The sequence below is a fragment of the Methylobacterium sp. BI1 genome, assembly GCF_056680125.1.
Genome location: NZ_CM155267.1, coordinates 1,904,031 through 1,927,388 on the forward strand (window position 1 = coordinate 1,904,031; position 23,358 = coordinate 1,927,388).

Below are 23,358 nucleotides of genomic sequence, written 5' to 3' on the forward strand. Positions count from 1 at the left end.
AGCAACTCGGGTGAGGCGACGGCGTGCTGTCGGGGTGACGGGGTGGCGGATGCGGTCCCGGCCACGCGCGTATCCGGACGCGCGGCGCATTTCCATCCCCAGGCATTGCGGGCGGGCGCCCCTGCACACGCGTAGCCATGGCCCCCGTTTTGCATCATTTTGATGCATCATCCCGGAAGGAATCGCCGGGGCTGCGGAATTCTTGATGGCACCCGAACAGCCCGCGCCGGCCGGCCTCGACGAGACCTATCGCCGGATCACCTGGCGGCTGCTGCCGTTCCTGATGTTACTCTGGATCCTCTCCTGGATCGACCGGGTGAACATCGGCTTCGCCAAGCTGCAGATGCTCGCCGACCTCAAGTTCAGCGAGACCGTCTACGGCATCGGCGCGGGGATCTTCTTCATCGGCTACTTCCTCTGCGAGGTCCCGAGCAACCTCCTCCTCGAACATATCGGCGCCCGCAAGACCATCGCGCGCATCACCCTGCTGTGGGGTCTCTGCTGCGTGGCGATGATGTTCGTCACCACCCCCGGACTGTTCTACGTCCTGCGTTTCCTCCTGGGGGTGTTCGAGGCCGGGTTCTATCCGGGCGTGATCCTGTTCCTCACCTACTGGTACCCCACCGAGCGGCGCGCCAAGGTCTTCGGGCTGTTCATGTCGGCCTCGGCCATCGCGGGGGTGATCGGCGGACCTCTGGCCGGCACGATCATGACCGGGCTCGACGGGGTGAACGGCTGGTCCGGCTGGCAGTGGGTCTTCCTCCTGGAAGGCATCCCGTCGATCCTCGCCGGCATCGTCACGCTGTTCTACCTGACCGACCGGCCGGAGAAGGCCGGGTGGCTGACCCCGGAGCAGCGCGCCCTGGTCGCGGCGGACCTCGCGCGCGACGCGGCGGCGCTCGGCCCGCGCGAGCATCGAATCCTGGCGTCGTTGCGCGATGTCCGGGTCTGGCAGTGCATCGCGATCTTCTTCTGCATCATCACCGCCAACTCGGCCCTGACCTTCTTCGGGCCGAGCGTGCTGCGCGAGGCGGGCTACACCGACCCGCTCACCATCGGCTGGATCATGTCCGGCGCCTATCTCTGCGGTGCAGCCGGGATGATCCTGAACGGCCGGCACTCCGACCGCTCGGGCGAAGCCCGCCTCCATTGCGGCATCCCGGCCCTGGTCGGCGCCGTGGCGATCGCGCTGCTCGGGTGGCTCGTCCCGATCAGCCCGGCGCTGTCGATCCTCGCCCTCACGGTGGCGATCGTCGGCACCATGAGCGCCATCCCGGTCTTCTGGCAGATCCCCGGCCGGTTCCTCGCGGGCTCGGCCGCGGCGGCCGGCATCGCGCTGATCAACTCCGTGGCGAACCTCGCCGGGTTCGGCGCGCCGGCGGTGATGGGCGCCCTGCGCGAGCAGACCGGCTCCGCCGCCACCGGCCTCTGGATCGTCGCCGGTTTCGAGGTGGCGACCCTCCTCCTCATCCTTCTCTTCATCCCGCCTGCGCCGCCCGCCCTGGTCCGCCGGGCCGCGGCGCGCGCGGCGCACGAACCTGCCTGACCCGGAGCAACGGACGCCATGGATCCAACGGCCCTCACGCGTCGCAGCCTCGTCGGCGCCGGCCTCGGTGCCGTCGCGGCCACCGGCTCCCTGGCGCAAACCCCTCCGGCCCCGCCGAGCGCCCTCGCGACCGCGCCGAACTCCCAGGCCGGCCTCGGCCCGCGCCTGACGCTGCACGCCATCGACAACTTTCACGGCACGCCCGGCGCCGGCATGGTCTGCGACCTGGCGATCCGGGAGGGCGACGCCTACCGGACGCTCAAGACCGTCACCACCGCCGCCAACGGCCGTCCGGCCGAACCGCTCCTGGTCGACGAAGCCCTGAAGGTCGGCCAGTACGAGCTGCTGATGCATTTCGAGGCGTATTTCGCCAAGGCCGGCGTGACGCTGCCGCAACCGAATTTTCTCAGCCTCGTGCCGATCCGCTTCGTGATCCGCGATGCCGGACAGCGCTACCACCTGCCGGTTCTGTTCACCCCCTGGGGCTACTCCTACTATCGCGGCAGCTGACGCGCGCCCGGCACCCCTTCAGCGACAGTCCCTTACGGAGCCCGATCGACCATGGCCGGCATCACCACACACGTCCTCGACGCGGATCGCGGGCGCCCGGCACCGGGGGTGCGCATCGACTTCTCCGTCATGGACGGCGGCGCCTGGCGCCTCGTGAAGAGCGTCGTGACCAATGCCGACGGGCGCACCGACGCGCCGATCCTGCCCGCCGCAGAGGCCAAGGTCGGCCAGTACCAGCTGGAATTCCACATCGACGCCTACCTGAAGGCCAAGCCCGGCGTGACCGAGGCCGACATCTTCGTCGACAATCCGGTGGTGCGCTTCGCGGTCTTCGATGCTGCACAGCACTACCACGTGCCGATGCTGTGCGCGCCCGGCACCTGCGCCACCTATCGGGGCAGCTGACCGCGATGCTCGATTCCGGAAAGCTCGACCTTGCCGCCATCAACCGGCTCGACGCCGCCGGCTTCGTCATCCGGTTCGGAGGGGTGTTCGAGCATGCGGCCTGGGTCGCCGAGCGCGCCCACGCGCACGGTCCCTTCGCCAGCGTCGGCGACCTGCACGCGGCGATGATGCGCGCCGTCCGCGCCGCGCCGGCCGAGACCCGCATCGCCTTCCTCAACGGCCACCCGGAGCTCGCCGGGCCCGAGGCGCGGGCCCGCAGCATGACGGCGGATTCGGCGAGCGAGCAGGGGAGCGCCGGGCTCGACCACATGCCCGCCGCCGACGCGAAGGCCTTCGACCGCCTCAACGCGGCCTATCGCCGGCGCTTCGGCTTTCCCTTCATCATCGCGGTCCGCGGCCGGGCACGGGCCGAGATCCTGGGGATCTTCCAGGAGCGCCTGCAGCGCACCCCCGCCGAGGAGGAGCAGGCCGCCCTCGACGAGATCGCGCTGATCACCCGGATGCGGCTCGACCGCCTCGTCGCCGCATCCGGGTGAAGCGACCTACTTCAGGCGCGCCGCCGCCCAGGCGATGTGGTCGGCCATGAAGGTCGAGATGAAGTAGTACGAGTGGTCGTAGCCCTCGCGCATGTTGAGGGTCAGGGGGATGCCGGCGGTCTTGCAGGCCTCTTCCAGGAGCCAGGGACGCAGACCGTCGTCGAGGAAGCTGTCGGCGGTGCCCTGGTCGACCAGGAACTCGGAGAAGCGGTGGCCGTCCGCGATCAGCGCGGTGGCGTCGTGGGCACGCCAGGCGGCCGGGTCGGTCCCCAGGTACTTCTCGAAGGCGGGCTTCGACCAGCCGGCGGTGGAGGGCTGGGCGATCGGCGCGAAGGCCGAACAGGACTTGAAGCGCTCAGGGAAGGTGAGGGCGATGGTCAGCGCGCCGTGGCCGCCCATCGAGTGGCCGAAGATGCCCTGGCGGGACATGTCGGCCGGAAATTCCTTCGCGATGAGGGCGGGCAGTTCCTCGGTCACGTAGCTCCACATACGGTAGTTCGCGGAATAGGGCGCCTGGGTGGCGTCGAGGTAGAAGCCCGCGCCGGAGCCGAACTGCCAGTTGCCCTCCTCGTCGGGGATGCCGGGGCCGCGCGGGCTGGTGTCGGGCGCCACGATGATGACGCCGTGCTCGGCCGCCGCCTTGCGGTACTCGCCCTTGTCCATGACGTTGGCGTGGATGCAGGTGAGGCCGGAGAGGTACCACAGCACCGGCACGGGGCCGGCCTCGGCCTGCGGCGGCACGAACACCGCGAAGGTCATCGGGCAGCCCGTGGTCTGCGCATCGTGCTTGTAGACGCCCTGCGTGCCGCCATGGGCGCGGGCCTTCGAGATGGTTTCCATGAAGTTGCTCTCCTGATTGGGGCTCAAAGTCCCGTTCCGGGGCTGGGAAAGGATGCGATGTCGGGCCCCTGAAAGAATGGTCGGTCCGCGCCCCTCCCTCGCCCCTCTGCGGGAGAGCGTGGCCCGCGTCAGCGAGCCGGGTGAGGGGAGCACCGGTTCCGGAGAGGTCGCCCCCTCTCCCGCCTGCTCCGCAGGCACCCTCCCCCCGAAGGGGGGAGGGACCGGACACGATCTATCGCGTTTGGATCAGTAGACCACCACCGACCGGATCGACTTGCCCTCGTGCATGAGATCGAAGCCGTGGTTGATGTCCTCGAGCGGCATGGTGTGGGTGATCAGGTCGTCGATGTTGATCTTCCCCTCCATGTACCAGTCGACGATCTTCGGCACGTCGGTGCGGCCGCGGGCGCCGCCGAAGGCCGAGCCCTTCCAGACGCGGCCGGTGACGAGCTGGAACGGACGGGTCGCGATCTCCTTGCCGGCCTCGGCCACGCCGATGACGATCGACTCGCCCCAGCCGCGGTGGCAGCACTCGAGGGCCTGGCGCATCACGTTGACGTTGCCGGTGCAGTCGAAGGAGAAGTCCGCGCCGCCGCCGGTAACGTCGAGGATCGCCTGGACCACGTGATCGTTGCCGACCTCCTTCGGGTTGATGAAGTGGGTCATGCCGAACTTGCGGGCCATCTCCTGCTTGTCCGGATTGATGTCCACGCCGATGATCTTGTCGGCACCGACCATGCGGGCGGCCTGGAGCACGTTGAGGCCGATGCCGCCGAGGCCGAACACCACGACATTGGCGCCGGGCCAGACTTTGGCGGTGTAGATCACCGCACCGATACCGGTGGTGACGCCGCAGCCGATGTAGCAGATCTTGTCGAAGGGGGCGTCTTCCCGGATCTTGGCCAGAGCGATCGCCGGCAGGACCGTGAAGTTCGAGAAGGTCGAGCAGCCCATGTAGTGGAACAGGGTGTTGGACCCGCCCGGGCTGCCGCCGGTGGAGACGCAGGAGAACCGGCTGGTGCCGTCCGGCATCACGCCCTGGCCCTGCGTCGCCCGGATGGCGGTGCAGAGGTTCGTGCGCTGCGACAGGCAGGACTTACAGTTGCGGCATTCCGGGGTGTAGAGCGGGATGACGTGATCGCCGGGCTTCAGCGCGGTGACGCCGGCGCCGACCTCGCGGACGATGCCCGCGCCCTCGTGGCCGAGGATGGCCGGGAACTTGCCCTCGGAATCGAGGCCCGAGAGGGTGTAGGCGTCGGTGTGGCAGATGCCGGTGGCCATCAGCTCGACGAGGACCTCGCCGGGCTTCGGTCCCTCGATGTCGATGGTCTCGATCGTGAGAGGCTTCTTGGCCTCCCACGCGACCGCGGCGCGCGTCTTCATAGCGTTGTCCTTAAGGCTGTGATGATCACGGACGGCGGCGATGGATGCCGGCGCTTCGCCTCGCTGCACCCGGAAGGTGGCAAGCCGAACGGCCCGAAAATCTGGGTGGTGTTTGATGCCTCCGGCGTCGAGATGCAACAGCCGTGCTCCCTCGTTTGCGCCAGGGTTGCGAATTTGGAATGACGGTCGCCGCGGCGCGACAGGATCGGATGGACGATGAAGGACTGGGATGTAGGGCATGCGGCGCTGGTCGCGCCGGCGGTGGCGCGCAATCGTGCGGCGATCCTCGCCGTCCTGCGGGACGTCCTGCCGGAGACCGGCACGGTGCTGGAAATCGCCAGCGGATCGGGCGAACACGCGGCGCATTTCGCCGCCGCCCTGCCGGCGTTGACGTGGCAGCCCAGCGACCCGGAGCCGGCCTATCGCCGCAGCATCGCGGCGCATGCGGAGGCCGCAGGGCTCGCCAACCTTCGGCCGCCCCTGGCGCTCGATGCCGCCGCGGCCACGTGGCCGATCGCCCGGGCCGACGCGATCCTGTGCATCAACATGGTCCACATCGCGCCGTGGTCGGCCACGGAAGGGCTGATGGCGGGCGCCGCCCACACCCTCGCGCCGGGCGGTGTCCTGTTCCTCTACGGCGCCTTTCGCGAGGGCGGCTGCCACACCTCGGACAGCAACGCCGCCTTCGACCAGGACCTGCGTGCGCGGGACCCGCGCTGGGGCGTGCGCGATCTCGAGACCGTCGTGGACACGGCCGCGGCGCGCGGACTGCAGCACGAGGCCCGCATCGGCCTGCCGGCGAACAACCTCGCGCTGGTCTTCCGTCGCACGCCGCCGGCCTCGGCCTGATGCCCGCCGCATCCCGGGCCCATCGCCGACGCGACCGCGTCGCGACGCTGCGCGACAGCCTCGAAGCCCGTCAGATCGAACTCTACCTCGCGGCCGTGGCCGCGGCGGCCGTCACGGCTCTGGCGGTTCCGGGAACGGCGGCGTTGGAACAGGGGATCAACCCGGCCCTGGCGCTGATGCTGTTCGTGACCTTCCTGCAGGTCCCCCTGCGGGATCTGGCACAGGCCTTCACCCGCGGCCGATTCCTGGCGGCGCTGATGGTCGTGAACTTTCTCGCCATCCCGCTGCTGGTCGCCGGGCTCTCGCTCTTCCTTCCGGCCGACCCGATGCTGCGCCTCGGCGTGCTGATGGTGCTGCTCACGCCCTGCATCGACTACGTGGTGACCTTCGCCCATCTCGGGCGCGCCGATGCCAGGGTGCTGCTGGCCTCGACCCCGGCCCTTCTCCTCGCGCAGATGGCGCTGCTGCCGGTCTACCTGACGCTCTTCCTCGGTGCGGACGCCGGACGGTTCGTGCAGGTCGGCCCCTTCCTCCACGCCTTCGGCTGGCTGATCGCGCTGCCCTTGGCCGCGGCCGGCGCCGTTCAGCTCTGGAGCGCAAGGAGCCGCCTCGGGCGACAAGCCGCGACCTGGTTGAGGCTGCTGCCGGTGCCCGCGACCGCCCTCGTCCTCTTCGTCGTGATCGCGGCGGTCGTGCCGCAGCTCGGTCCCAGCCGGGATGCCGCCGCGCGGGCGGTCCCGGTCTACCTCGCCTTCGCCGCCCTGGCCCCGCTGGTCGGCTGGGGGGCCGGGCGCGTCTTCCGGCTCGACGCGCCCACCGGGCGGACCCTGGCCTTCAGCGCCGCGACCCGGAACTCCCTGGTGGTCCTGCCCCTGGCCTTCGCGGTTCCGGGCGGGGTGCCCCTGCTGCCGGCCGTGATCGTCACGCAGACGCTGATCGAACTCATGAGCGAGTTGCTCTACGTCCGGCTGATCCCGCGGCTCGGGCGGCCGTCGATCGGATCGGCGTCCGCGCCCTGAACCCTGCCGGCTCGCCGTCCGGAACGGGGGGTCGGAGGCGGAGCCGCGATCGGCCGTTCGGAACCAGGGTCGAACGCCTTACAGGGCAAGCAAATCGTTCGACACTTGCCGCGAACGCCGTCGCAATACGTTTCACGCCATGCTTTAATCCCAGAAAATCGCTGCGGCGCAGCGTATTGGGGGAGCAATGCCTGGAATGGACGTTCGCGTTTCTGACGCGTCCCTGTCGGACGCACACACGCCCGGGTGGCTGTCCCGCGAAGCGATCGTCGCCAAGCCCGGCTTCAACCGCTGGCTGGTCCCGCCAGCGGCCCTCGCCATCCATCTCTGCATCGGCATGTCCTACGGTCTGTCGGTGTTCTGGCTGCCCCTGTCCAGGGCGCTGAGCGTCGGCCAGCCTGCGCCGGCGGCCTGCCCGGACATGAGCATCGCCACCGCGCTGTTCACCACCACCTGCGACTGGCGCGTCAGCGACCTCGTCATCGTCTTCTCCATCGGCATCGTGATGCTCGGCCTGTCGGCGGCGGTATTCGGCGGCTGGCTGGAGCGGGCCGGCCCGCGCAAGGCCGGTCTCGTGGCCGCCCTGTGCTGGGGCGGCGGGTTCCTGATCGGCGCGCTCGGCGTCTACGTGCATCAGCTCTGGCTGATCTGGCTCGGCATGGGCCTGATCGGCGGGATCGGCCTCGGCCTCGGCTACATCTCACCGGTCTCGACCCTGGTGAAGTGGTTCCCCGACCGCCGGGGCATGGCCACCGGCATGGCCATCATGGGCTTCGGCGGCGGCGCCATGATCGGCTCGCCCCTCGCCACCCTGCTCATCAACACCTTCAAGACCCCCGATTCCGCCGGCGTCTGGCAGACGCTGGCGGTGATGGGCGGGCTCTACATCGTGGCGATGCTCTGCGGCGCCTTCGGCTACCGCGTCCCCCCGGCCGGCTGGCAGCCGGACGGCTGGACCGCGCCGGCGGCCAAGAGCGCGATGATCACCTCGGGCCACGTCCACCTCGACCGGGCCCACAAGACCCCGCAATTCTGGCTGCTCTGGGCGGTGCTGTGCCTCAACGTCTCCGCCGGCATCGGCGTGCTCGCCCTGGCATCACCGATGCTGCAGGAGATCTTCGGCGGCGCCTTGATCGGTCAGCCGGGACTCGGCTTCGGCCAGCTCGACGCCGGCCAGAAGACCCAGATCGCGGCGGTCGCCGCCGGCTTCGTCGGCCTGCTGTCGCTGTTCAACATTGTCGGCCGCTTCTTCTGGGCCTCGATTTCCGACAAGATCGGCCGCAAGGTGACCTACGCCACCTTCTTCGCCCTCGGGTGCCTGCTCTACGCGGGCGCGCCCTGGGCGGCGTCGATCGGCTCCAAGGCGCTGTTCGTGACGTTCTTCTGCGTGATCCTGTCGATGTACGGGGGCGGCTTCGCCACGATCCCGGCCTACCTCGCCGACATCTTCGGGACGCAGTTCGTCGGCGCCATTCACGGGCGCATCCTCACCGCCTGGTCGACCGCCGGCGTGGTCGGCCCCTTCGTGGTGACGGCGATCCGGCAGGCGCAGGTCGATGCCGGCATCCAGGGGGCCGCGCTCTACACCCGGACGATGTACATCCTGGCGGCCTTCCTCGCCGCCGGGTTCGTGGCCAACCTCCTGGTCCGCCCGCTGGCGGCGCGCTGGTTCATGAGCGATGCCGAACTCGCCGCCAGCGCGAAGGGCGGGAACGCCACGGCGTTGGGCCGGACCAGCGATTACGGCATCGGCCGGGGCGGGGTGACGCCGCTCGCGATCCTCGCCTGGGTGGCCGTGGGCGTGCCGATCGCCTGGGGAATCTGGAGCACCGTCTCGAAGGCGATGATCCTGTTCGGGTGAGGGCCGCCGTACCCTCCCGATAAGACCCCGCAGGTCCCGACCGGGCGACCGGTCAGGAGATCAGGCGATCAGCCGGAGCCCGGGACGTTCCGGCTCCGGCGCCGGCCAGGTCCGGATCGCCTGAACCGCGCCGGCCAGGGGGGCGGGCCGCCCGAAGTGATATCCCTGCCCGAAGGCGCAGCCCATGCCGGCGAGAAGGTCTGCCTCGGCCGCCTGCTCGATGCCCTCGGCCACGACGGACACGGCCAGATCGTCGGCGAGCCGCAGGATCGTCTGCACGATGCCCCGGCTGGTCTGGTCGGCCAGGAGGGTCCGCACGAAGGCGCGGTCGATCTTCAGGGTCGTCACCGGCAGGGTGCTGAGATAGCTCAGCGAGGAATAGCCCGTTCCGAAATCGTCGATCGCGATCCCGAGGCCCGCGTTCCGGCACTGCGTGAGCGCGGCGGCGGCGCGCTCCGGATCGTCCATCAGCATGCTCTCCGTGACCTCGATCTTGAGGCTGGAAGGCGCGATCCGGGTCCGCGCCAAAAAGTCGGCGATCATCTCGGGGAAGGAGGCGCCGGCGAGGTCGCGTCCCGAGACGTTGACGGTCATGAAGAGCGGGCCATCGAGCGCGCCGGGATTGTTCTGGGCGGCGAGCAGGAGTTCGGGGAAGACCCGCCCGACCTCCTCGAAGGCATAGGCGGTCAGGTCGACGATCAGACCGGACGCTTCGGCCGCGGGGATGAACTCGATGGGCGGCACCAGGCCCCGGGTCGGGTGGCGCCAGCGCATCAGGGCCTCGAACCCGGCCAGCCGCCGGGACGCGAGCCGCACGATGGGCTGGAAGAACAGCTCGAACTCGCCATTGCGCAGGCCGGCGCGGATCTCGCGCTCCAGCGACAGGGCGCCGAGGGCGGCCGCGAAGGTCTCGGACGGGGGCGTATCGGCGCCGAGGACGGGTGGCGGCGCCGTTCCCTTCATCTGCTCGAGGATGGCCACCGTCTGGCGGTACCGCGCCAGCACCACGCCCAGGCACATGCGCAGGATCGGATCGGTCTGCGCGATGCGGTGGGAGAGCTGTTCCTCCGTGATGACGACGAGTTCACTGTCCTCCAGGGCCCGCACGGCGGCGGAGCGCGGCTGGTGATCGAGGATCGCCATCTCCCCGACGATCTCGCCGGGGCCGCGATGCGCCAGGATGAGGTCCCCCTCCTGACGCTCGAGGACGATCTCCAACCGGCCGCTCACGATCAGGTAGGCGGCATCGCCCACGTCGCCCGCCGAGAACAGGCGTGCACCGGCCGGCAGGTGATGATGGTCCAGGGTCGTCGCTTGGGAACTCGGCACGGAAGGTTCCAGGCTGGGCACAGTGATGGCCCGGAGCGAACCGTGCCGGTACCCGGTTAAGGGCTGGCGAACGGCCACCGCTTTCTTTCGTGCGTGACCTGCTATCCTTAACGAGATCTCAGCACGCCGGCGCGAGACTGATCCGCACAGACGCCCCGCGCGGAGCCCACCTTCGATGTTCCTGTCACGACGTCTGGTCCCGGTGGGCGTGGGCCTTGCCCTGGCGCTGGCCCTCCTGGCCTTGCGGATCGCCGTTCCGGAACCGTTCGAGCGCCTGCGGCAGGCGACCTTCGACAGCTTCCAGCGACTCAGTCCCCGGATGACCGACGCCGCCGCGGTTCGCGTCGTCGACATCGACGAGGAGAGCCTGAAGCGGCACGGCCAGTGGCCCTGGCCGCGCCACGTGGTGGCGGACCTCGTCGCGGCGTTGCAGGACCTCGACGCCGGCGTCATCGCCCTCGACATGGTCTTCGCCGAGCCCGACCGAACCTCGCCGGCACTCCTTGTACCCGATTGGACGAAGCGCTTCGGCTTCCGAGCGGCGGAGCCGGCACTGGCCCTGCCGGACCACGATGCCACCCTGGCGGCGGTGTTCGCACGGGGCCGCGTGGTCGCCGGCTTCGCGCTGACGCCGGAGGCGCAGGGCGCCTCGGTTACGCGCAGCGCCGGCTTCGCCACCATCGACGGCGATCCCCGGGACACCGTTCCGGGGTTCGGGGGCGCCGTCCTCAACCTGCCGGTGCTGGATGCCGCCGCCGCCGGTCACGGCAACTTCGCCATCGCGGCCGGCAGCGACGAGATCATCCGGCGCCTGCCGCTCCTCGCCACGATCGGCGGCCGCCTGGTCCCGTCGCTCGCCCTCGACGCCCTGCGGGTGCTGCAGGATGAGGAGAGCTTCAAGGTGCGGGCGGAGCGCGACGGGGCGACCCTGGCCGGCTACACGATCCGCGTCGGCGCGGTCGACCTCTCCGTCGACCGCGCCGGCGCCCTGGCTCTTCACTTCCCGCAGGCTCGCTCGACCCCGACGATCGCCGCGTGGCGCCTGCTCGATCCGGAACAGCGCGCCGGACTGCGCGCGGAGATCCAGGGCCGTGCGATCTTCGTCGGCACCAGCGCGGTCGGGTTGTCCGACCTGCGCCCGACGCCGCTGACCCCGTTCGAGCCCGGCGTGAACCTGCACGCGATGGCCCTCGACCAGGTGATCGGCGGGCAGGCCCTCGAGCGCCCGGCCTGGGCCCTCGGTGCCGAGATCGTGGCGGCGCTGGGGCTCGGCCTCGCCGCCGCCCTGGCCTGCGGCTTCGGGCGGCTGCGCAGCGCCGGGCTCGGTATGGCCTTCCTGGCGCCCGTGCCGACCTTCGCCGCCCTCGCGCTGTTCGCCCGGGGCGGCCTGCTCCTGGACCCGACGCTGCCGACCTTCGGCCTCCTCGTCGCCCATGCGGGGGGAAGCCTCGCCCGCTACGCCGGCTCGGAGCGCTCCGCCCAGCGCCTGCGGGCCGCGTTCACGCACTACCTCTCGCCGGACCTCGTGGCGGTGCTGGCCAGCGATCCCGGCCGGCTGAAACTCGGCGGCGAGAGCCGCGAGATGACGTTCCTGTTCACCGACCTCGAGGGCTTCACGGCGATGACCGAGGTCTCCGGTGCCGAGGCCCTGGTCAACCTGCTCAACGCCTATCTCGACGGCATGTGCTCCATCGCGATGGCCCATGGCGGCACCGTCGACAAGATCGTCGGCGACGCCGTGCACGTCATGTTCAACGCGCCCCTCGACCAGCCCGACCACGCCGAGCGGGCGGTGACCTGCGCGCTGGCCCTCGACGCCTTCGCGGAGGCGTTCCGCCAGCGCCAGCGGGCCACGGGCATTCCGTTCGGCGCCACCCGCATCGGCATCAACACGGGCCGCGCCGTGGTCGGCAATTTCGGCGGGACCCGGCGCTTCGACTACACGGCGCACGGCGACGCGATCAACACGGCGGCGCGGCTCGAATCCGCCAACAAGGCGCTCGGCACCCGCATCTGCATCGCCCGCACCACCTGCGACCAGGTTTCCGGTGTGAGCTTCCGCCCGATCGGGACGCTGATGCTGAAGGGCAAATCCGTGGGCGTCGACGTCTTCGAGCCGACGGGACCTGCGAGCGACGCGCTGGACGCCTATCGCGAGGCCTTCGGACGGATGGTCTCGGGGGATGCCGGCGCGGCCGAGGCGCTGCTGCGCCTGCACGCGGCGAACCCCGACGACCCGATCCTGGCGCTGCATGCCCGTCGCATCCGGGCGGGCGAGCGCTCCGTCAGCATGGCGGCCTGAGGCGGGGGCGCCGGGGGGTTCTCACGGAAGGACGAGCAGCACCACCAGGGCGATGTTCGTGAGCTGGTGCAGGAACTGGTCGAAGCCCATCAGCCACCAGAAACGCGGGTCGGTCATCGGCCAGCGGGTGCGATGGGCGACCAGGGTCTTGGCCCGGTCGATCAGTCCATGGACCGCGAAGTCGAGGAGCGCGAGCCACCACAGGGCGGGCCTGTAGAGCAGGGCGATCGCCAGGGTGCCGAGGGCATGCGTGACGGCATGGACGGCGAGCGGCGCCGCCCAGCCCGTGACCCGCTCCTTGCCGCGGGCCATCCAATCCGTCTGGACGACGAAGTCGATCAGGTAGTGCTTGGCGGCCATCGCGACCATGAGAACCGCCAGGGTCGACAGGGGGACGGGCGTGTCGAGGGCCTGCACCAGGGGGGTCTCCAGTCAATCGGGCGGCACGGCACCGCGAGACCGCCCGGGCGTCGCGGGTGCGCCCGGGTTCGGCTCGCCGGACGCTATCGGAACGGCGCGCCGAAGCCCACCGGTCCGATCTCGGGCGCCGTGCGGATCAGCGTCCCAGCGTGGGGACGAAACGCGCCTGGTCGTTGATCGTGACCGTCGCCACCGCCCGCTGGGTGCGGTCCTCCGGCCAGGGGGCCGCCTTCTCCGGGGCACGGCCCTTGTAGACCATCGTGCCCTGGCCCTTGCGCATCAGGACACTGCCGCGCTTGGTCTTCAGCACCACCTCGCCGTCGAGCACGAGCACGCCGTAGCCGCCGTCGATGGCACCGCCCCAGACCGTCGTCCCGCGCACCCCGAGCGTGCCGACCGCGGTCCTGATCGCGACGTTGCCGCCGGTCGGTCCCTCGATCTTGCCGCCGACGAAGAGGAAGGCGCCCCGCGCAACCGAAAGGGCGAGCTTCCCGCCCTGGGCGCCCGGCTTGTAGACGAACTCGTCCACGGTCATCTTGCCGCTCTCGCCGAGGGTCAGGACGGTGTCGTCGGCGAGCTTGGCCTCAAGGCGGGACTCGACCCCGGTGCGGATCATGTCCTTGAAGTAGACCGGTCCCTGCGGAGCCATGTCGCGGGCCTGACCGGACTGGGAGGCGACGGCCTGGCGATCGACCTTGGTGACCACGCCGACCTCCTGGGGCGCGGCGACGGCCGGCGCGACGCCGACGAGGAACAGGGCAGCGAAGGCACCGACGGATTTGCAGGTCACGGTCATCGTCCACGTGGCAGGAGCGGGAAAGCAGGCACGTGGACGGGGACGGGGACGTCCGCTCGGGTCGATCGACGGCAAGGCACCGGTACACGTCCCAGGGTTCTACGCCTGCGCCGTTAAGGCATCGCTAAATAGCCTCAGCCCGTCGAACCGAAGCTGGAACTCTTCTTGGTAAATCTCGTCTTGACCGGCGAAGACGTGAGAAACACGGTACAGTTGCCGGGCTATTCGAGCAGTTGCAGGAGAACTCAGCTGTCGCTAGGTCCCACCCGTCGCGCCGGCCGACCCGGCCCGGGCGGGCCCAGCCGGCACCCGTCAGTCGGACGGCAACCCGTCATTCGGACGGCACCTGCGCGACGCGGATGTTGTTGGTGGTGCCGGCCACCGCGAAGGGGATGCCGGCGGTGATCACGACGCGGGCGTGGGGCAACGCGAAGCCTTCCTCCACCGCGTGAGCCAGGGCGTTCTCCACCATCGCCTCGTAGGAATCGACCTCGTCGGCGCGCAGGCTGTGCGCCCCCCAGAGCAGGCACAGCCGGCGCGAGGTCGCGAGATCCGGCGTCAGGGCCAGGATGGGCACCTGCGGCCGGCGTCGCGCGATCCGGGCTGCGGTGGTGCCGCTCAAGGTGTAGGCCACGATGGCGGCCGCCCCGACCGCGTCGGCCAGGGTCGCGGTGGCACTGGCGACGGCGTGGGGCGGCGTCTCCTCCTCGCCCGGATCGGTGGCGGTGATCAGCGAGCGGTAGAGCTTGTGCGTTTCGGTCCGGTGGATGATGCGCGCCATCATCGCCACGGTCTCGACCGGGTACTGCCCGGTGGCGGATTCGGCCGAGAGCATCACCGCGTCCGCCCCGTCGTAGATGGCGGTGGCGACGTCGGAGGCCTCGGCCCGGGTCGGCGTCGGGGCCGAGACCATGGAGTCGAGCATCTGGGTGGCGACGATCACCGGCTTGACTGCCAGCCGGCAGGCCCGGATCAGCTCCTTCTGGCGTCCGGGGACGTCCTCGTGCGGAATCTCGACCCCGAGGTCGCCCCGCGCCACCATGACGGCATCCGAGAGGCGGATGAGGTCGTCGATGCGCTCCAGGGCCTGGGGCTTCTCGACCTTGGTCATCACCCCGGCGCGGTCGCCGATGAGGGCCCGGGCCTCGATGAGGTCCGCGGGCTTCTGGACGAAGGAGAGCGCGACCCAGTCCACCCCGAGTTCCAGCCCGAAGGCGAGGTCGGCCCGGTCCTTGGCGGTGAGCGGGGAGAGGTCGAGCAGGGTGCCGGGCAGGTTGACGCCCTTGCGGTTCGAGAGCGTCCCGCCTGTGACGACCTCGGCGGTGAGGCTGTCGCCGGTCAGGCCGGTGACTCGCACGCGCACCCGTCCGTCGTCGATGAGCAAATCCTGGCCCGGAGCCACCGCCAGGAAGATCTCCCGGTGGGGCAGGGGGATGGCGTGCCGGTCGCCCTCGGCGCCCTCGAGAACGAAGCGCAGCGTCTCGCCGGGAACGACTTCGAGGCGCCCGCCCGCCAGGGTGCCGAGGCGGATCTTGGGTCCCTGCAGGTCCTGCAGGATGCCGATCGGCCGCCCGGTCTCCCGCTCCAGGTTGCGGATCGCCGCGTAGACCCGGGCGTGGTCGTCCTGCGTGCCGTGGCTGAAGTTGAGGCGGAACGTGTCGACCCCGGCGACGAACAGCCGGTGCAGCATGTCCGGCGACGACGAGGCGGGGCCGACGGTCGCGACGATCTTGGCATGGCGGTCTCGGCGCATGAGTCCCACGGCCGCGCACGGCCGCCTCCCTGGTGTGAAGGCAGAGGATCACGGCGGGATGCACCGTCCGCACGGCCATCCCGACGGGTGAAGCAAGCGGCGACGATGGCGGCCGGCCGGAACGTCCGGTGACCATCGGGGAACGGCGAAACCCTATCCCAGGCCAACGGCAGGGTAAACGCCGGGCGACCGCCCCCCGGCACGTGCGCGCGGATCGGGGCCGGACTCGGATCCGGTGCGAGGGGGAGGGCGCGACCGTGACGCTGCCGGGCGGCGGCTCCCGGTGCATCCGCCGCGACGATCCAATCGTCCCGGCGTTCCAGGTCGCGCAAGATTGGTTTTACGACGCCGACATCACAACCTGAGGTTCGGATGTCTTTATCTCTCTTGCGCTCAATTCTGGACTTTCTTCGCTCTCATCAAGTGTTGTAGAAGGATCTTATCATTTGATGTTTTTTCACCGAGAGATCCGCCCCGACGATGGATGTCGACAGCCTGCAGTTCTCGTCGACGCATTTTCTGCATCTCCTCGAGAGCCAGGGCATCAGCGGCACCTGGGGATGGCGCTTCGACACCGATCAGCATGTCTGGTCCGCCGGCCTGTTCCGCATTCTCGGGCTCGACCCCCAGACGACCCGGCCGAGCTACGACCTGTTGATCGGGCGCGTCCATCCGGAGGACCGGGAGCGGATGGCGACCGGCGCCGGCCTCATGCGGGACATGGTGCAGGGGAAGCAGACGATCCGCGTGATCCGGCCGGACGGCGCGCACCGCAGCCTGTCGGTCCGCAGCACGATCCACCTGGCCCCGGACGGACGACCCCGGGGCACCGCCGGGAGCGTCCTCGACGTCACGGAGCAGGAAAGTCTGAGGAGGGCCCTGGCGGCGGAGCGGCGGCGCCGGCGCGCGCTGTTCGACCGCACCCGGACCCTGACCTTCTCCAACGATCCGGACTACGCCTACACCTTCTCGGAGGAGGCCTATGAATTGACCGGCCTCTCACCGGACGAGACGGCCGAGGACGCGTTCCTGGCGATCGTCACCGAGGAGCGCGAGCACTGGCGCGCGGTGAGCTTGTCGGCGCATCAGGCCGGACAGGTCTACACGATGAGGCCGGTCCTCTACATCGCCGGCGGAAAGCGGGAGCGCTTCGAGATCTTCACGGTGCCGATCTACGACGCCCAAGGCCAGGTCGTGGACTGGAGCAACCTCGCGCGCCCCCTCGGAACACGGGGCAGTCCGCCCCTCGGCATGCTGCTCAAGGGTCTCGAGCAGGCGATCGACGGGCGTCACCTGCGCGCCGCCCGCGCCCTGCTGGACTGGTCGATGTCCGATCTCGCCAGGGCCGCGGGTCTCTCCCTGTCGACTGTGAAGCGCATGGAGGAACACCCGGACGGCACGGCCCAGCAATCCCGGCACAAGGCCGTGGAGACGTTGCGGAGGTTCGGAATCCGGTTCTCCGTCATGGACGGCGGCATCATCGCCGTCGGGCACGGCTGAGGACGGCGAAGGCCTGCGCCGATCGCGGCGGCCCGACGCGCCCGCGGAGAATTCCCCGAACGTTGTCGCGACGCGGCGTTCCGACGAACGGTCATCGCCGTCGGATGCGCGAGGCTATCGCGGGCCGACGGGGACCCGGCGCAGACGGGGAGCAGGTCGGAAGGCCCGTCCCCGAGGGCCGTGGACGGGCCTCCTGCCGCATCCAACCGAGTGTCGGTTCAGAGGGTGCCGTCGCCGTGGTGACCATCCTGGAGGCGAATGGCGATGTCGGTCCCGTCTCCGTCGAAATCCGTCCGCGCCGCGGTGGGCTGGACCGGGACGGTGGGAGTCGGCTTCGCCGCATTCATCGCGGTGTATCTCGCCGGGACACGCTGATGTCGCGCGGCGGCCGAGGCCGGCGCGGAGGTCATGACGGACAGGGACAGGCCGGCCAAGACGAGCACAGGGATAGAATATTTCATCGTTTCCTCCCGTCGCTTCTACGACGGAACGAAGATCGTTCAATGCCGGAACCTGTCATCCCTCAAATTGACTAGAAAGCATCAATATTAATGGAAGATACCTGGGTTCGATTACAATACATTGCGCATTTGATACATTGGCATACCATATCCCAGCGATCGATGGACAAGATATACTTCCAATATCCTCGTCCCCCATGCCGTGACCATGAATTGCATCCGGACGCGCGACGCGTGTGAACCCGATCGGCGATCAGGGCAGGCTGGACAGCCGGGACACCAGCATCACCAATTCGGCCTGCCGGTGGGTGTGCGTCTTGGTGAAGATCGCGCGCAGCTGGGCACGGACGGTGGCGACCCGGACGCCCTGGTGGGCCGCCGCTTCCGCCAGGGTCGCGCCCTGTGCCATCAGGGTGGCGAGCTTCGCCTCGGTAGGCGTGAGGCCGAAGACCTGCTCCAGGGCGCCGCGGTTGAGGATCGGGGTCGCGTCGAGGTCGATCAGGAGAAGGACCGAGTGCGGCCCGTCGACCCCGTCGACCGGAAGCGGCACGGCATTCATGATCAGGGGGCGCTGCTCGGGGCGCTCCACGAGGATCCAGTTCTCACTGTCCAGTTGAAAGCGCGCCCGACCCTGCCCGAGCAACCGCTTGACGATCCCGCGCCCGAGCCCGTTCAGGACATCGACCTCGACCTCGGACCGGCTGAGACGGAACATGGTCTGGAAGATGCGGCGGGCGCTGTCGTTCAGGGCCAGCACCTGCCCGTTCGTCGACAGCACGAGCCCACCGTAGCCCATTCGGTCGAACACCCGCAGGAATGGCATCCCGACAAGCATGGTCGCGACATACCTCTCCCGATGCCGGTCCGGCGCAGCGCCTGTCCTGTCTCAGGTTAGGCAATATTCGCGTATGGTCAATACGCTGGATCGCCCCTGGATACTGATCAGTGCGCGAGATCCCCATCGCCTGGAGGATCGAACAGGACCGGGACCTTGCGATCAGCAGGCGATTCCGCGAGCAACGGGAGACCTACACCTTATCATTTAGGACGCGCGGGAATCGGCGACCGCCGGGACGATGCAGAGCGGCGCCCGCCGAAGCCCGATCGCCGGCTGGACGCCGGATCGGAGACCGGCCACCGCGCCGGGCAGGATGTCTCGGTCGGGCTCTTGCCCCGAGTGGTCAAACCTGATGCTCAATACCCACTTGTGCCGGTTCGATAGAGATTGAAACCGCTCCCTGGTTGAGGCACGGTCAGCGCACACGCGCTGATGGCCGCCCTGATGAGATACACGTTCGCCTGTGCTCTGCTTATCGCCACGCTTCTGGCCTGTGCGGTGACGGCTTCACGAGCCCAAGGGCAGACTGTGGAAGCTCAGTCCAATCTTTGGAGATCAAACCATGAGGCGCGGCAGGTTCTGAAACTGGTGGTCGCCAAAGAGCCTCCACCCGGGCGTTGCCGTTACGGCACAGATTGGGATCGCCGTGAACTCGATGCCGACGAGAAGCGGCTCGCTCATGTCGGGGCACAGTTCGCCTCGCCGTCTACCACTGGAGATTTTCGCGCAATCATCGACGCCAACCACCATGTCGATGCGACCGTGTTCTGCACGAGCGCCGAGTTGAAAAGCTACACGGATGAACGCATCGCAGAGTTTGAGTCTGGCTCCAAGCAGAGCATGCAGATCGATCGCACGCTCTTTAGCTACCCGATCTTCGATCGATCTCGGACCAAGGCTGTCGTGGTGGTGACCCACCTTGCTCTCGATGGACGATTTCGTTTGTTTGGCAGGATTGGCCGTCATCCGGGTGGAGCAGCCGTAGAGGCTCAGGAATATAGGAAGGTCAGCGGCCGTTGGCGCTTCTGGAAATCTTATGAGCTTGGAATTACCTGACGCAACGCAAGCGTGGCGTCTTCAACGGGTGGAGAACATGCGTTAGAATTGAAAATGGAGGGAGGCGGATGACTTTTGCATGGCAATTTCATGGCGTTGATTAAAAAATCACCAATTGAGCTTGCCTCCATCGCAATCCGAACATTGGCTCATTATTACTCGTTAATACATCATAAAATCTAAAATTTTAATATAAGCAAACAAATAAAGCCGCTAAAGTGCGGACGTCTGGATCGGTGACGGCGAATTATAACAGACGAATACGGCGCCTCTCGATTGTTCGTTTTATTCTGAACGATATGGCTGACTTTGTTGCCCGTCCGACGATTTTACCACAGCTGTAAAAGCCACATGCCGATATGTAATTGCCTGCGACGTGCCGAAGGTCCGGAACGGGTCCTGGGTGGCTAGCGGTCATTCCCGAAGGTATGCCCATACACCCTTCAGTCTGCGATCCGTCGAACTTCGCTTTGTCGCGGCTCAGGAAAGTCGCCCTGCGCTTCCAAACTTCCCGAAGCAACCAAAGCTTGAAGGCGGAACAGAACGGCATCGAGCGCAGGGTCAGGTTCGTCGGTGGCCATCTCACCAAACAGGCGCGCGGAAGTACACCGAATGCCTATCGCAGTCAGCGCCTCTGAAGCGACCCTCGCGACCTTGAGGAAACGGCTGGTGCACTCATGCAGGATGACCAAGTCCAATTCACCTCCACCCTCTCGGGCTTTCTTAATCAAAGACGAACGCAAGCCGTTGGTGTTCACCGTGCCTGGCATGGGTAAACCCAAATCGCGTTGGCCCATCCATGCCAAGGCGAAGGCGTGGTTCTCAGGCGGAGAAATGTCTTCCAGATAGGCTGCTTCGGCCAGAAGTGTTCGGTGGACCTGTTCCATCGCAAGTAGAAGCGCGTGCACGCCATCTTCTCCATAGGTATGGCGGGTGTATTCGCGGTCGGGCCATGCCATGGAGTAACTGCACCGCCAGAGGCGTGCGCTTACAGCCTCCGCACAAGAGAAGCTGGCTAGGACCTCTCCGTCCGGGTATAGCGAGAAGCCACGCTCGACCAAGGGTAGCCCGGCAGCATCCGTGGCATCTGAAAATTTGTTGCCCATAGGTCACTTATCCCGATGCACTACCGCAAGCCATAGGCGCCGGACATCCGCTTAACATCGCAAGCCGACGGTGTTCAGCGTCGGATTTCGCCTCCTCGACCACGAACGATGGCGGGGACCGGGGAGGGCGGGGCCTGCGTCCGATTCCCGACGGCCTTCGACCTGCGATCCGGCGCCGAGGTCTGCGATGGCCCGGCGGTGTCGGCGCCGGGCTCGGTCAGGCGTCTCCGGGAAGTGCGCGCAGCTCCTGGCGGAAGCGGCGGCCGTTGGCGACGTAATTCCCGGCGGTCCGGGTGAGGCGCGCCGCGTCCTCCGGGTCGAGCGTGCGCACGGCCCGGGCGGGCGCACCGACGATGAGGCTGTTGTCGGGAAACACCTTGCCCTCGGTGACGAGGGCATTGGCGCCGATCAGGCAGTTGCGACCGATGCGGGCGCCGTTCAGGATCGTGGCTCCCATGCCCACGAGGCTGCCGGCCCCGATGGTGCAGCCGTGCACGATGGCCCGATGCCCGACGGTGACATCGTCCCCGAGGTGGAGGGGAAAGCCGGGATCGGCATGCAGGACCGCCCCGTCCTGGATGTTGGTGCGGTCGCCGATCCGGATCTCGTCGTTGTCGCCGCGCAGGACGGCGCCGAACCAGATCGAGACGTCGCGGCCGAGATGGACCCGCCCGATCACGTGGGCGCCCGGGGCGATCCAGGTGCTGTCCGGGTCGGCGTGGCGCGGCGCGTGCGGGCCGAGGGCGTAGAGGGTCATGCGGCGTCCTCGCTCAGGTGCCGGTCCAGGTCGCGGGCCGCTTGGCCAGGAAGGCCTCGACGCCGGCCGCGAAGTCCCGGCTGCCATAGCATTCCGCGACGAGGTCCGTCGCCTCGGCCCGGGGGTCCCGTTCGAGCCGGCGCAGCATCGCGCGGGTGACCCGCATGGTCACGGGGGCATGGCCGAGGAGCCGCTCGCAGAGCGCCGCCACCTCGGCGTCGAGGTTCTCGGCCTCCACCACGGCGGCGAGGTAGCCGAGCGGCGCCAGGGTCTCGGCGGTTGGCATCTCGGCCAGCAGCATCATGCGGGTGACGAGGCCCTGGCCGAGGGTCGCGGTCAGCCGGCGCAGGTTGGCCGGCGACAGGCAGTTGCCCAGGGTCCGGGCGATCGGCACGCCGAAGCGGGCGCCGGCCTGCGCCACCCGGATGTCACAGGCATTCGCGATGGCGAGGCCGCCGCCCACCGCCCAGCCCTCGATCACCGCCACGGTCGGCACGCGGCAGCGCTCCAGCCCGGCGACGTAGCCCTCGATGCGGGCCTCGTAGGCGACGCCGTCCTGTCCGGTGAAGCCGACGAACTGCTCGATGTCCGTCCCGGCCACGAAGGCCTTTCCGCCGGCGCCCCGCAGGACGGCGACGCGCACGGACGGGTCGTCCTCGATCCGCGCGAGGCTCTCCGCCAGCGCATCGTACATCGCGAAGGTGAGGGCGTTGCGGGCGGCCGGGCGGTCGAAGGTGAGGTGGGCGACGCCGCCCTCGACCCGGTAGCGGACGGCGCCCGCGTCGTCGGTCGCGCTCATGCGGCGAAGGCCCCCTCCGCGCGCAGGCGCTCCACGGCCGCCTCGGACAGGCCGAGCTCCGCCAGGATCTCGTCGGCGTGCTCGCCCAGCAGCGGCGCGTGGCGGCGGACCTGCGCCGGCGTGCCCGAGAGCTTCACCGGGAAGCCGATGTTCGGCACGCTGCCCTCGATCGGGTGGGGGACCTCGATGCGCATCGCCCGGTGCCGGCCGTGCTCGCTCTCGAAGGCCTCGGGGTAGGTGTTCATGCGCCCGGCCGGGATGCCGGCGGCCAGCAGGTCGGTCACCCAATCCTCGGCGGTCTTGGCGGCGAAGCTCGTCTCGAGCTCGGCGATCAGGGCCTCGCGGTGGGCGAGGCGCCCGGCGATGTCCTGGAAGCGGTCGTCGGCCAGCAGGTCCTCCCGGCCGAGCACGTCGCAGAGCAGGCGCCAGAGCTTCTGGTTCGTCGCCCCCATGACGAAGTAGCCGTCCGCCGCCCGCACCGCCTGATAGGGCGCGCTCATGCGGTTGGCCGTGCCCAGCGGCTCCGGAATCCGGCCGGTGCCCCAGTACTCGCTCGTATCCCAGATCGAGAAGGCCAGGGCCGAATCGAACAGCGAGGCGTCGATGTACTGGCCCTCGCCGCTGGCCTGCCGGCCGATATAGGCGCTGAGGATGCCGTAGACCGCGAACAGGGCGCAGCCGATATCGGCCACCGGCACGCCGGCCTTCACGGGCGGTCCGCCGGGATGGCCGGTGACGCTCATCACGCCGGACATGGCCTGGGCCATGAGGTCGTAGCCCGGGCGCTTGGCCCAGGGGCCGGTCTGCCCGAAGCCCGAGATGCTGGCGTAGATCAGGCCGCGGTTGCGCGCCCGCATCGCCTCGTAGCCGAGGCCGAGCCGGGCCATCACGCCGGGGCGGTAGTTCTCGACCACGATGTCGGCGGTCCCGGCCATGTCGAGGAGGAGGTCGCGGCCCGCCGGGCTCTTCAGGTTGAGGGCGAGGCTGCGCTTGTTCCGGTTCATGTTCAGGAAGCCCATGCTGTCGGGCCCCTTCATCTTGAACCCCATGGCGCCCCGGGTCTGGTCGCCGGTGCCGGGCGGCTCGATCTTGATCACGTCCGCCCCGAGATCGGCGAGCAGCATGCTGCAGACCGGCCCCGCCATCACCTGCGTCACGTCGAGGACGCGCAGGCCCGCGAGGGGGAGGGGGCGGGACTCGGAGCGGGGCATGTCGTGCACGGGTTCGTCCATCGTGCTCGGTTCCTGTTGTTGTGCGCTGCGCGGCCCTCCCCCGCTTGTGGGGAGGGGGAT

General features: G+C 69.0%; 22 protein-coding genes. 10 read left to right on the forward strand and 12 right to left on the reverse strand.

What is annotated here, in order from left to right; translation table 11 throughout:
* Positions 1-205 precede the first annotated feature (205 nt).
* Genes AC1MGR_RS08930 through uraD form a run of 4 tightly spaced genes read left to right on the forward strand, consistent with a single transcriptional unit; the run spans position 206 to position 2,997 of the window.
* Positions 206-1,546, forward strand: coding sequence for an MFS transporter (locus AC1MGR_RS08930; protein WP_480234350.1), 1,341 nt, complete (start codon positions 206-208; stop codon positions 1,544-1,546).
* A gap of 18 nt (positions 1,547-1,564) precedes the next feature.
* A complete protein-coding gene (uraH, locus tag AC1MGR_RS08935; protein ID WP_480234351.1) occupies positions 1,565-2,056 on the forward strand; it encodes a hydroxyisourate hydrolase in 492 nt (163 codons plus the stop codon).
* 51 nt (positions 2,057-2,107) lie between these two features.
* Positions 2,108-2,461, forward strand: coding sequence for a hydroxyisourate hydrolase (gene uraH / locus AC1MGR_RS08940; protein ID WP_108036556.1), 354 nt, complete (start codon positions 2,108-2,110; stop codon positions 2,459-2,461).
* Positions 2,462-2,466: 5 nt separating this feature from the next.
* Positions 2,467-2,997: a 2-oxo-4-hydroxy-4-carboxy-5-ureidoimidazoline decarboxylase gene (gene uraD / locus AC1MGR_RS08945; RefSeq protein ID WP_480234352.1), complete on the forward strand. Its 531-nt coding sequence runs from the start codon at positions 2,467-2,469 to the stop codon at positions 2,995-2,997.
* A gap of 6 nt (positions 2,998-3,003) precedes the next feature.
* Here uraD and fghA read toward each other — a convergent pair whose 3' ends face one another.
* A complete protein-coding gene (gene fghA, locus AC1MGR_RS08950) occupies positions 3,004-3,837 on the reverse strand; it encodes an S-formylglutathione hydrolase (RefSeq protein ID WP_480234353.1) in 834 nt (277 codons plus the stop codon).
* Between the two features lie 246 nt (positions 3,838-4,083).
* Positions 4,084-5,220: an S-(hydroxymethyl)glutathione dehydrogenase/class III alcohol dehydrogenase gene (locus AC1MGR_RS08955; RefSeq protein ID WP_108036560.1), complete on the reverse strand. Its 1,137-nt coding sequence runs from the start codon at positions 5,218-5,220 to the stop codon at positions 4,084-4,086.
* 216 nt (positions 5,221-5,436) lie between these two features.
* Here AC1MGR_RS08955 and AC1MGR_RS08960 point away from each other — a divergent pair, with 216 nt between their 5' ends.
* The 3 genes from AC1MGR_RS08960 to AC1MGR_RS08970 all read left to right on the forward strand — a co-directional run bounded on the left by AC1MGR_RS08960 (position 5,437) and on the right by AC1MGR_RS08970 (position 8,949).
* Entirely contained in the window at positions 5,437-6,069 is a 633-nt protein-coding gene (locus AC1MGR_RS08960; RefSeq protein WP_480234354.1) for a DUF938 domain-containing protein, read from the forward strand.
* Complete coding sequence (locus AC1MGR_RS08965) at positions 6,069-7,088, forward strand: arsenic resistance protein (RefSeq protein WP_480234355.1); 1,020 nt, start codon at positions 6,069-6,071, stop codon at positions 7,086-7,088. Before AC1MGR_RS08960 ends, AC1MGR_RS08965 begins: the two co-directional genes overlap by 1 nt.
* Before the next feature lie 196 nt (positions 7,089-7,284).
* Positions 7,285-8,949, forward strand: a complete 1,665-nt coding sequence (locus AC1MGR_RS08970) for an OFA family MFS transporter (RefSeq protein WP_480234356.1) — start codon at positions 7,285-7,287, stop codon at positions 8,947-8,949.
* Positions 8,950-9,009: 60 nt separating this feature from the next.
* Here AC1MGR_RS08970 and AC1MGR_RS08975 read toward each other — a convergent pair whose 3' ends face one another.
* Entirely contained in the window at positions 9,010-10,278 is a 1,269-nt protein-coding gene (locus AC1MGR_RS08975) for an EAL domain-containing protein (RefSeq protein ID WP_480234357.1), read from the reverse strand.
* Positions 10,279-10,453: 175 nt separating this feature from the next.
* Between AC1MGR_RS08975 and AC1MGR_RS08980 the strand changes: the two genes are divergently transcribed.
* Positions 10,454-12,580, forward strand: a complete 2,127-nt coding sequence (locus AC1MGR_RS08980) for a CHASE2 domain-containing protein (protein WP_480234358.1) — start codon at positions 10,454-10,456, stop codon at positions 12,578-12,580.
* A 21-nt stretch (positions 12,581-12,601) separates the two neighbouring features.
* Here the strand turns inward: AC1MGR_RS08980 and AC1MGR_RS08985 are convergent, their stop codons facing one another.
* From AC1MGR_RS08985 to pyk, 3 genes are all read right to left on the reverse strand, one after another.
* The gene (locus AC1MGR_RS08985; RefSeq protein WP_480234359.1) at positions 12,602-12,997 is read right to left on the reverse strand and encodes a DUF3307 domain-containing protein; all 396 of its coding nucleotides are present in this window, start codon (positions 12,995-12,997) and stop codon (positions 12,602-12,604) included.
* Between the two features lie 139 nt (positions 12,998-13,136).
* The gene (locus tag AC1MGR_RS08990; RefSeq protein ID WP_181259669.1) at positions 13,137-13,790 is read right to left on the reverse strand and encodes a FecR domain-containing protein; all 654 of its coding nucleotides are present in this window, start codon (positions 13,788-13,790) and stop codon (positions 13,137-13,139) included.
* Positions 13,791-14,127: 337 nt separating this feature from the next.
* Entirely contained in the window at positions 14,128-15,549 is a 1,422-nt protein-coding gene (gene pyk, locus AC1MGR_RS08995) for a pyruvate kinase (protein WP_480234360.1), read from the reverse strand.
* Positions 15,550-16,029: 480 nt separating this feature from the next.
* Between pyk and AC1MGR_RS09000 the strand changes: the two genes are divergently transcribed.
* Entirely contained in the window at positions 16,030-17,049 is a 1,020-nt protein-coding gene (locus tag AC1MGR_RS09000) for a PAS domain-containing protein (RefSeq protein WP_480234361.1), read from the forward strand.
* Positions 17,050-17,267: 218 nt separating this feature from the next.
* On the opposite strand, the gene AC1MGR_RS09005 is transcribed toward AC1MGR_RS09000, so the two are convergent.
* Both AC1MGR_RS09005 and AC1MGR_RS09010 read right to left on the reverse strand, forming a co-directional pair.
* On the reverse strand, positions 17,268-17,510 hold the full coding sequence (locus AC1MGR_RS09005) for a hypothetical protein (RefSeq protein WP_480234362.1): 243 nt from the start codon (positions 17,508-17,510) through the stop codon (positions 17,268-17,270).
* Positions 17,511-17,763: 253 nt separating this feature from the next.
* A complete protein-coding gene (locus AC1MGR_RS09010; protein WP_480234363.1) occupies positions 17,764-18,345 on the reverse strand; it encodes a helix-turn-helix transcriptional regulator in 582 nt (193 codons plus the stop codon).
* A 435-nt stretch (positions 18,346-18,780) separates the two neighbouring features.
* On the opposite strand from AC1MGR_RS09010, the gene AC1MGR_RS09015 reads away from it, so the two are divergent.
* Positions 18,781-19,404 (forward strand): hypothetical protein, encoded by a 624-nt coding sequence (locus AC1MGR_RS09015; protein ID WP_146180479.1) that lies wholly within the window; start codon positions 18,781-18,783, stop codon positions 19,402-19,404.
* Positions 19,405-19,847: 443 nt separating this feature from the next.
* Here the strand turns inward: AC1MGR_RS09015 and AC1MGR_RS09020 are convergent, their stop codons facing one another.
* The 4 genes from AC1MGR_RS09020 to AC1MGR_RS09035 form a co-directional block, all read right to left on the reverse strand.
* Positions 19,848-20,510, reverse strand: coding sequence for a DUF6968 family protein (locus tag AC1MGR_RS09020; RefSeq protein ID WP_480234364.1), 663 nt, complete (start codon positions 20,508-20,510; stop codon positions 19,848-19,850).
* Between the two features lie 217 nt (positions 20,511-20,727).
* The gene (locus tag AC1MGR_RS09025; RefSeq protein ID WP_480234365.1) at positions 20,728-21,267 is read right to left on the reverse strand and encodes a gamma carbonic anhydrase family protein; all 540 of its coding nucleotides are present in this window, start codon (positions 21,265-21,267) and stop codon (positions 20,728-20,730) included.
* A 13-nt stretch (positions 21,268-21,280) separates the two neighbouring features.
* Complete coding sequence (locus tag AC1MGR_RS09030; protein ID WP_480234366.1) at positions 21,281-22,066, reverse strand: enoyl-CoA hydratase; 786 nt, start codon at positions 22,064-22,066, stop codon at positions 21,281-21,283.
* Positions 22,063-23,298, reverse strand: a complete 1,236-nt coding sequence (locus tag AC1MGR_RS09035; RefSeq protein ID WP_108036587.1) for a CoA transferase — start codon at positions 23,296-23,298, stop codon at positions 22,063-22,065. Before AC1MGR_RS09035 ends, AC1MGR_RS09030 begins: the two co-directional genes overlap by 4 nt.
* Positions 23,299-23,358: the final 60 nt, after the last annotated feature.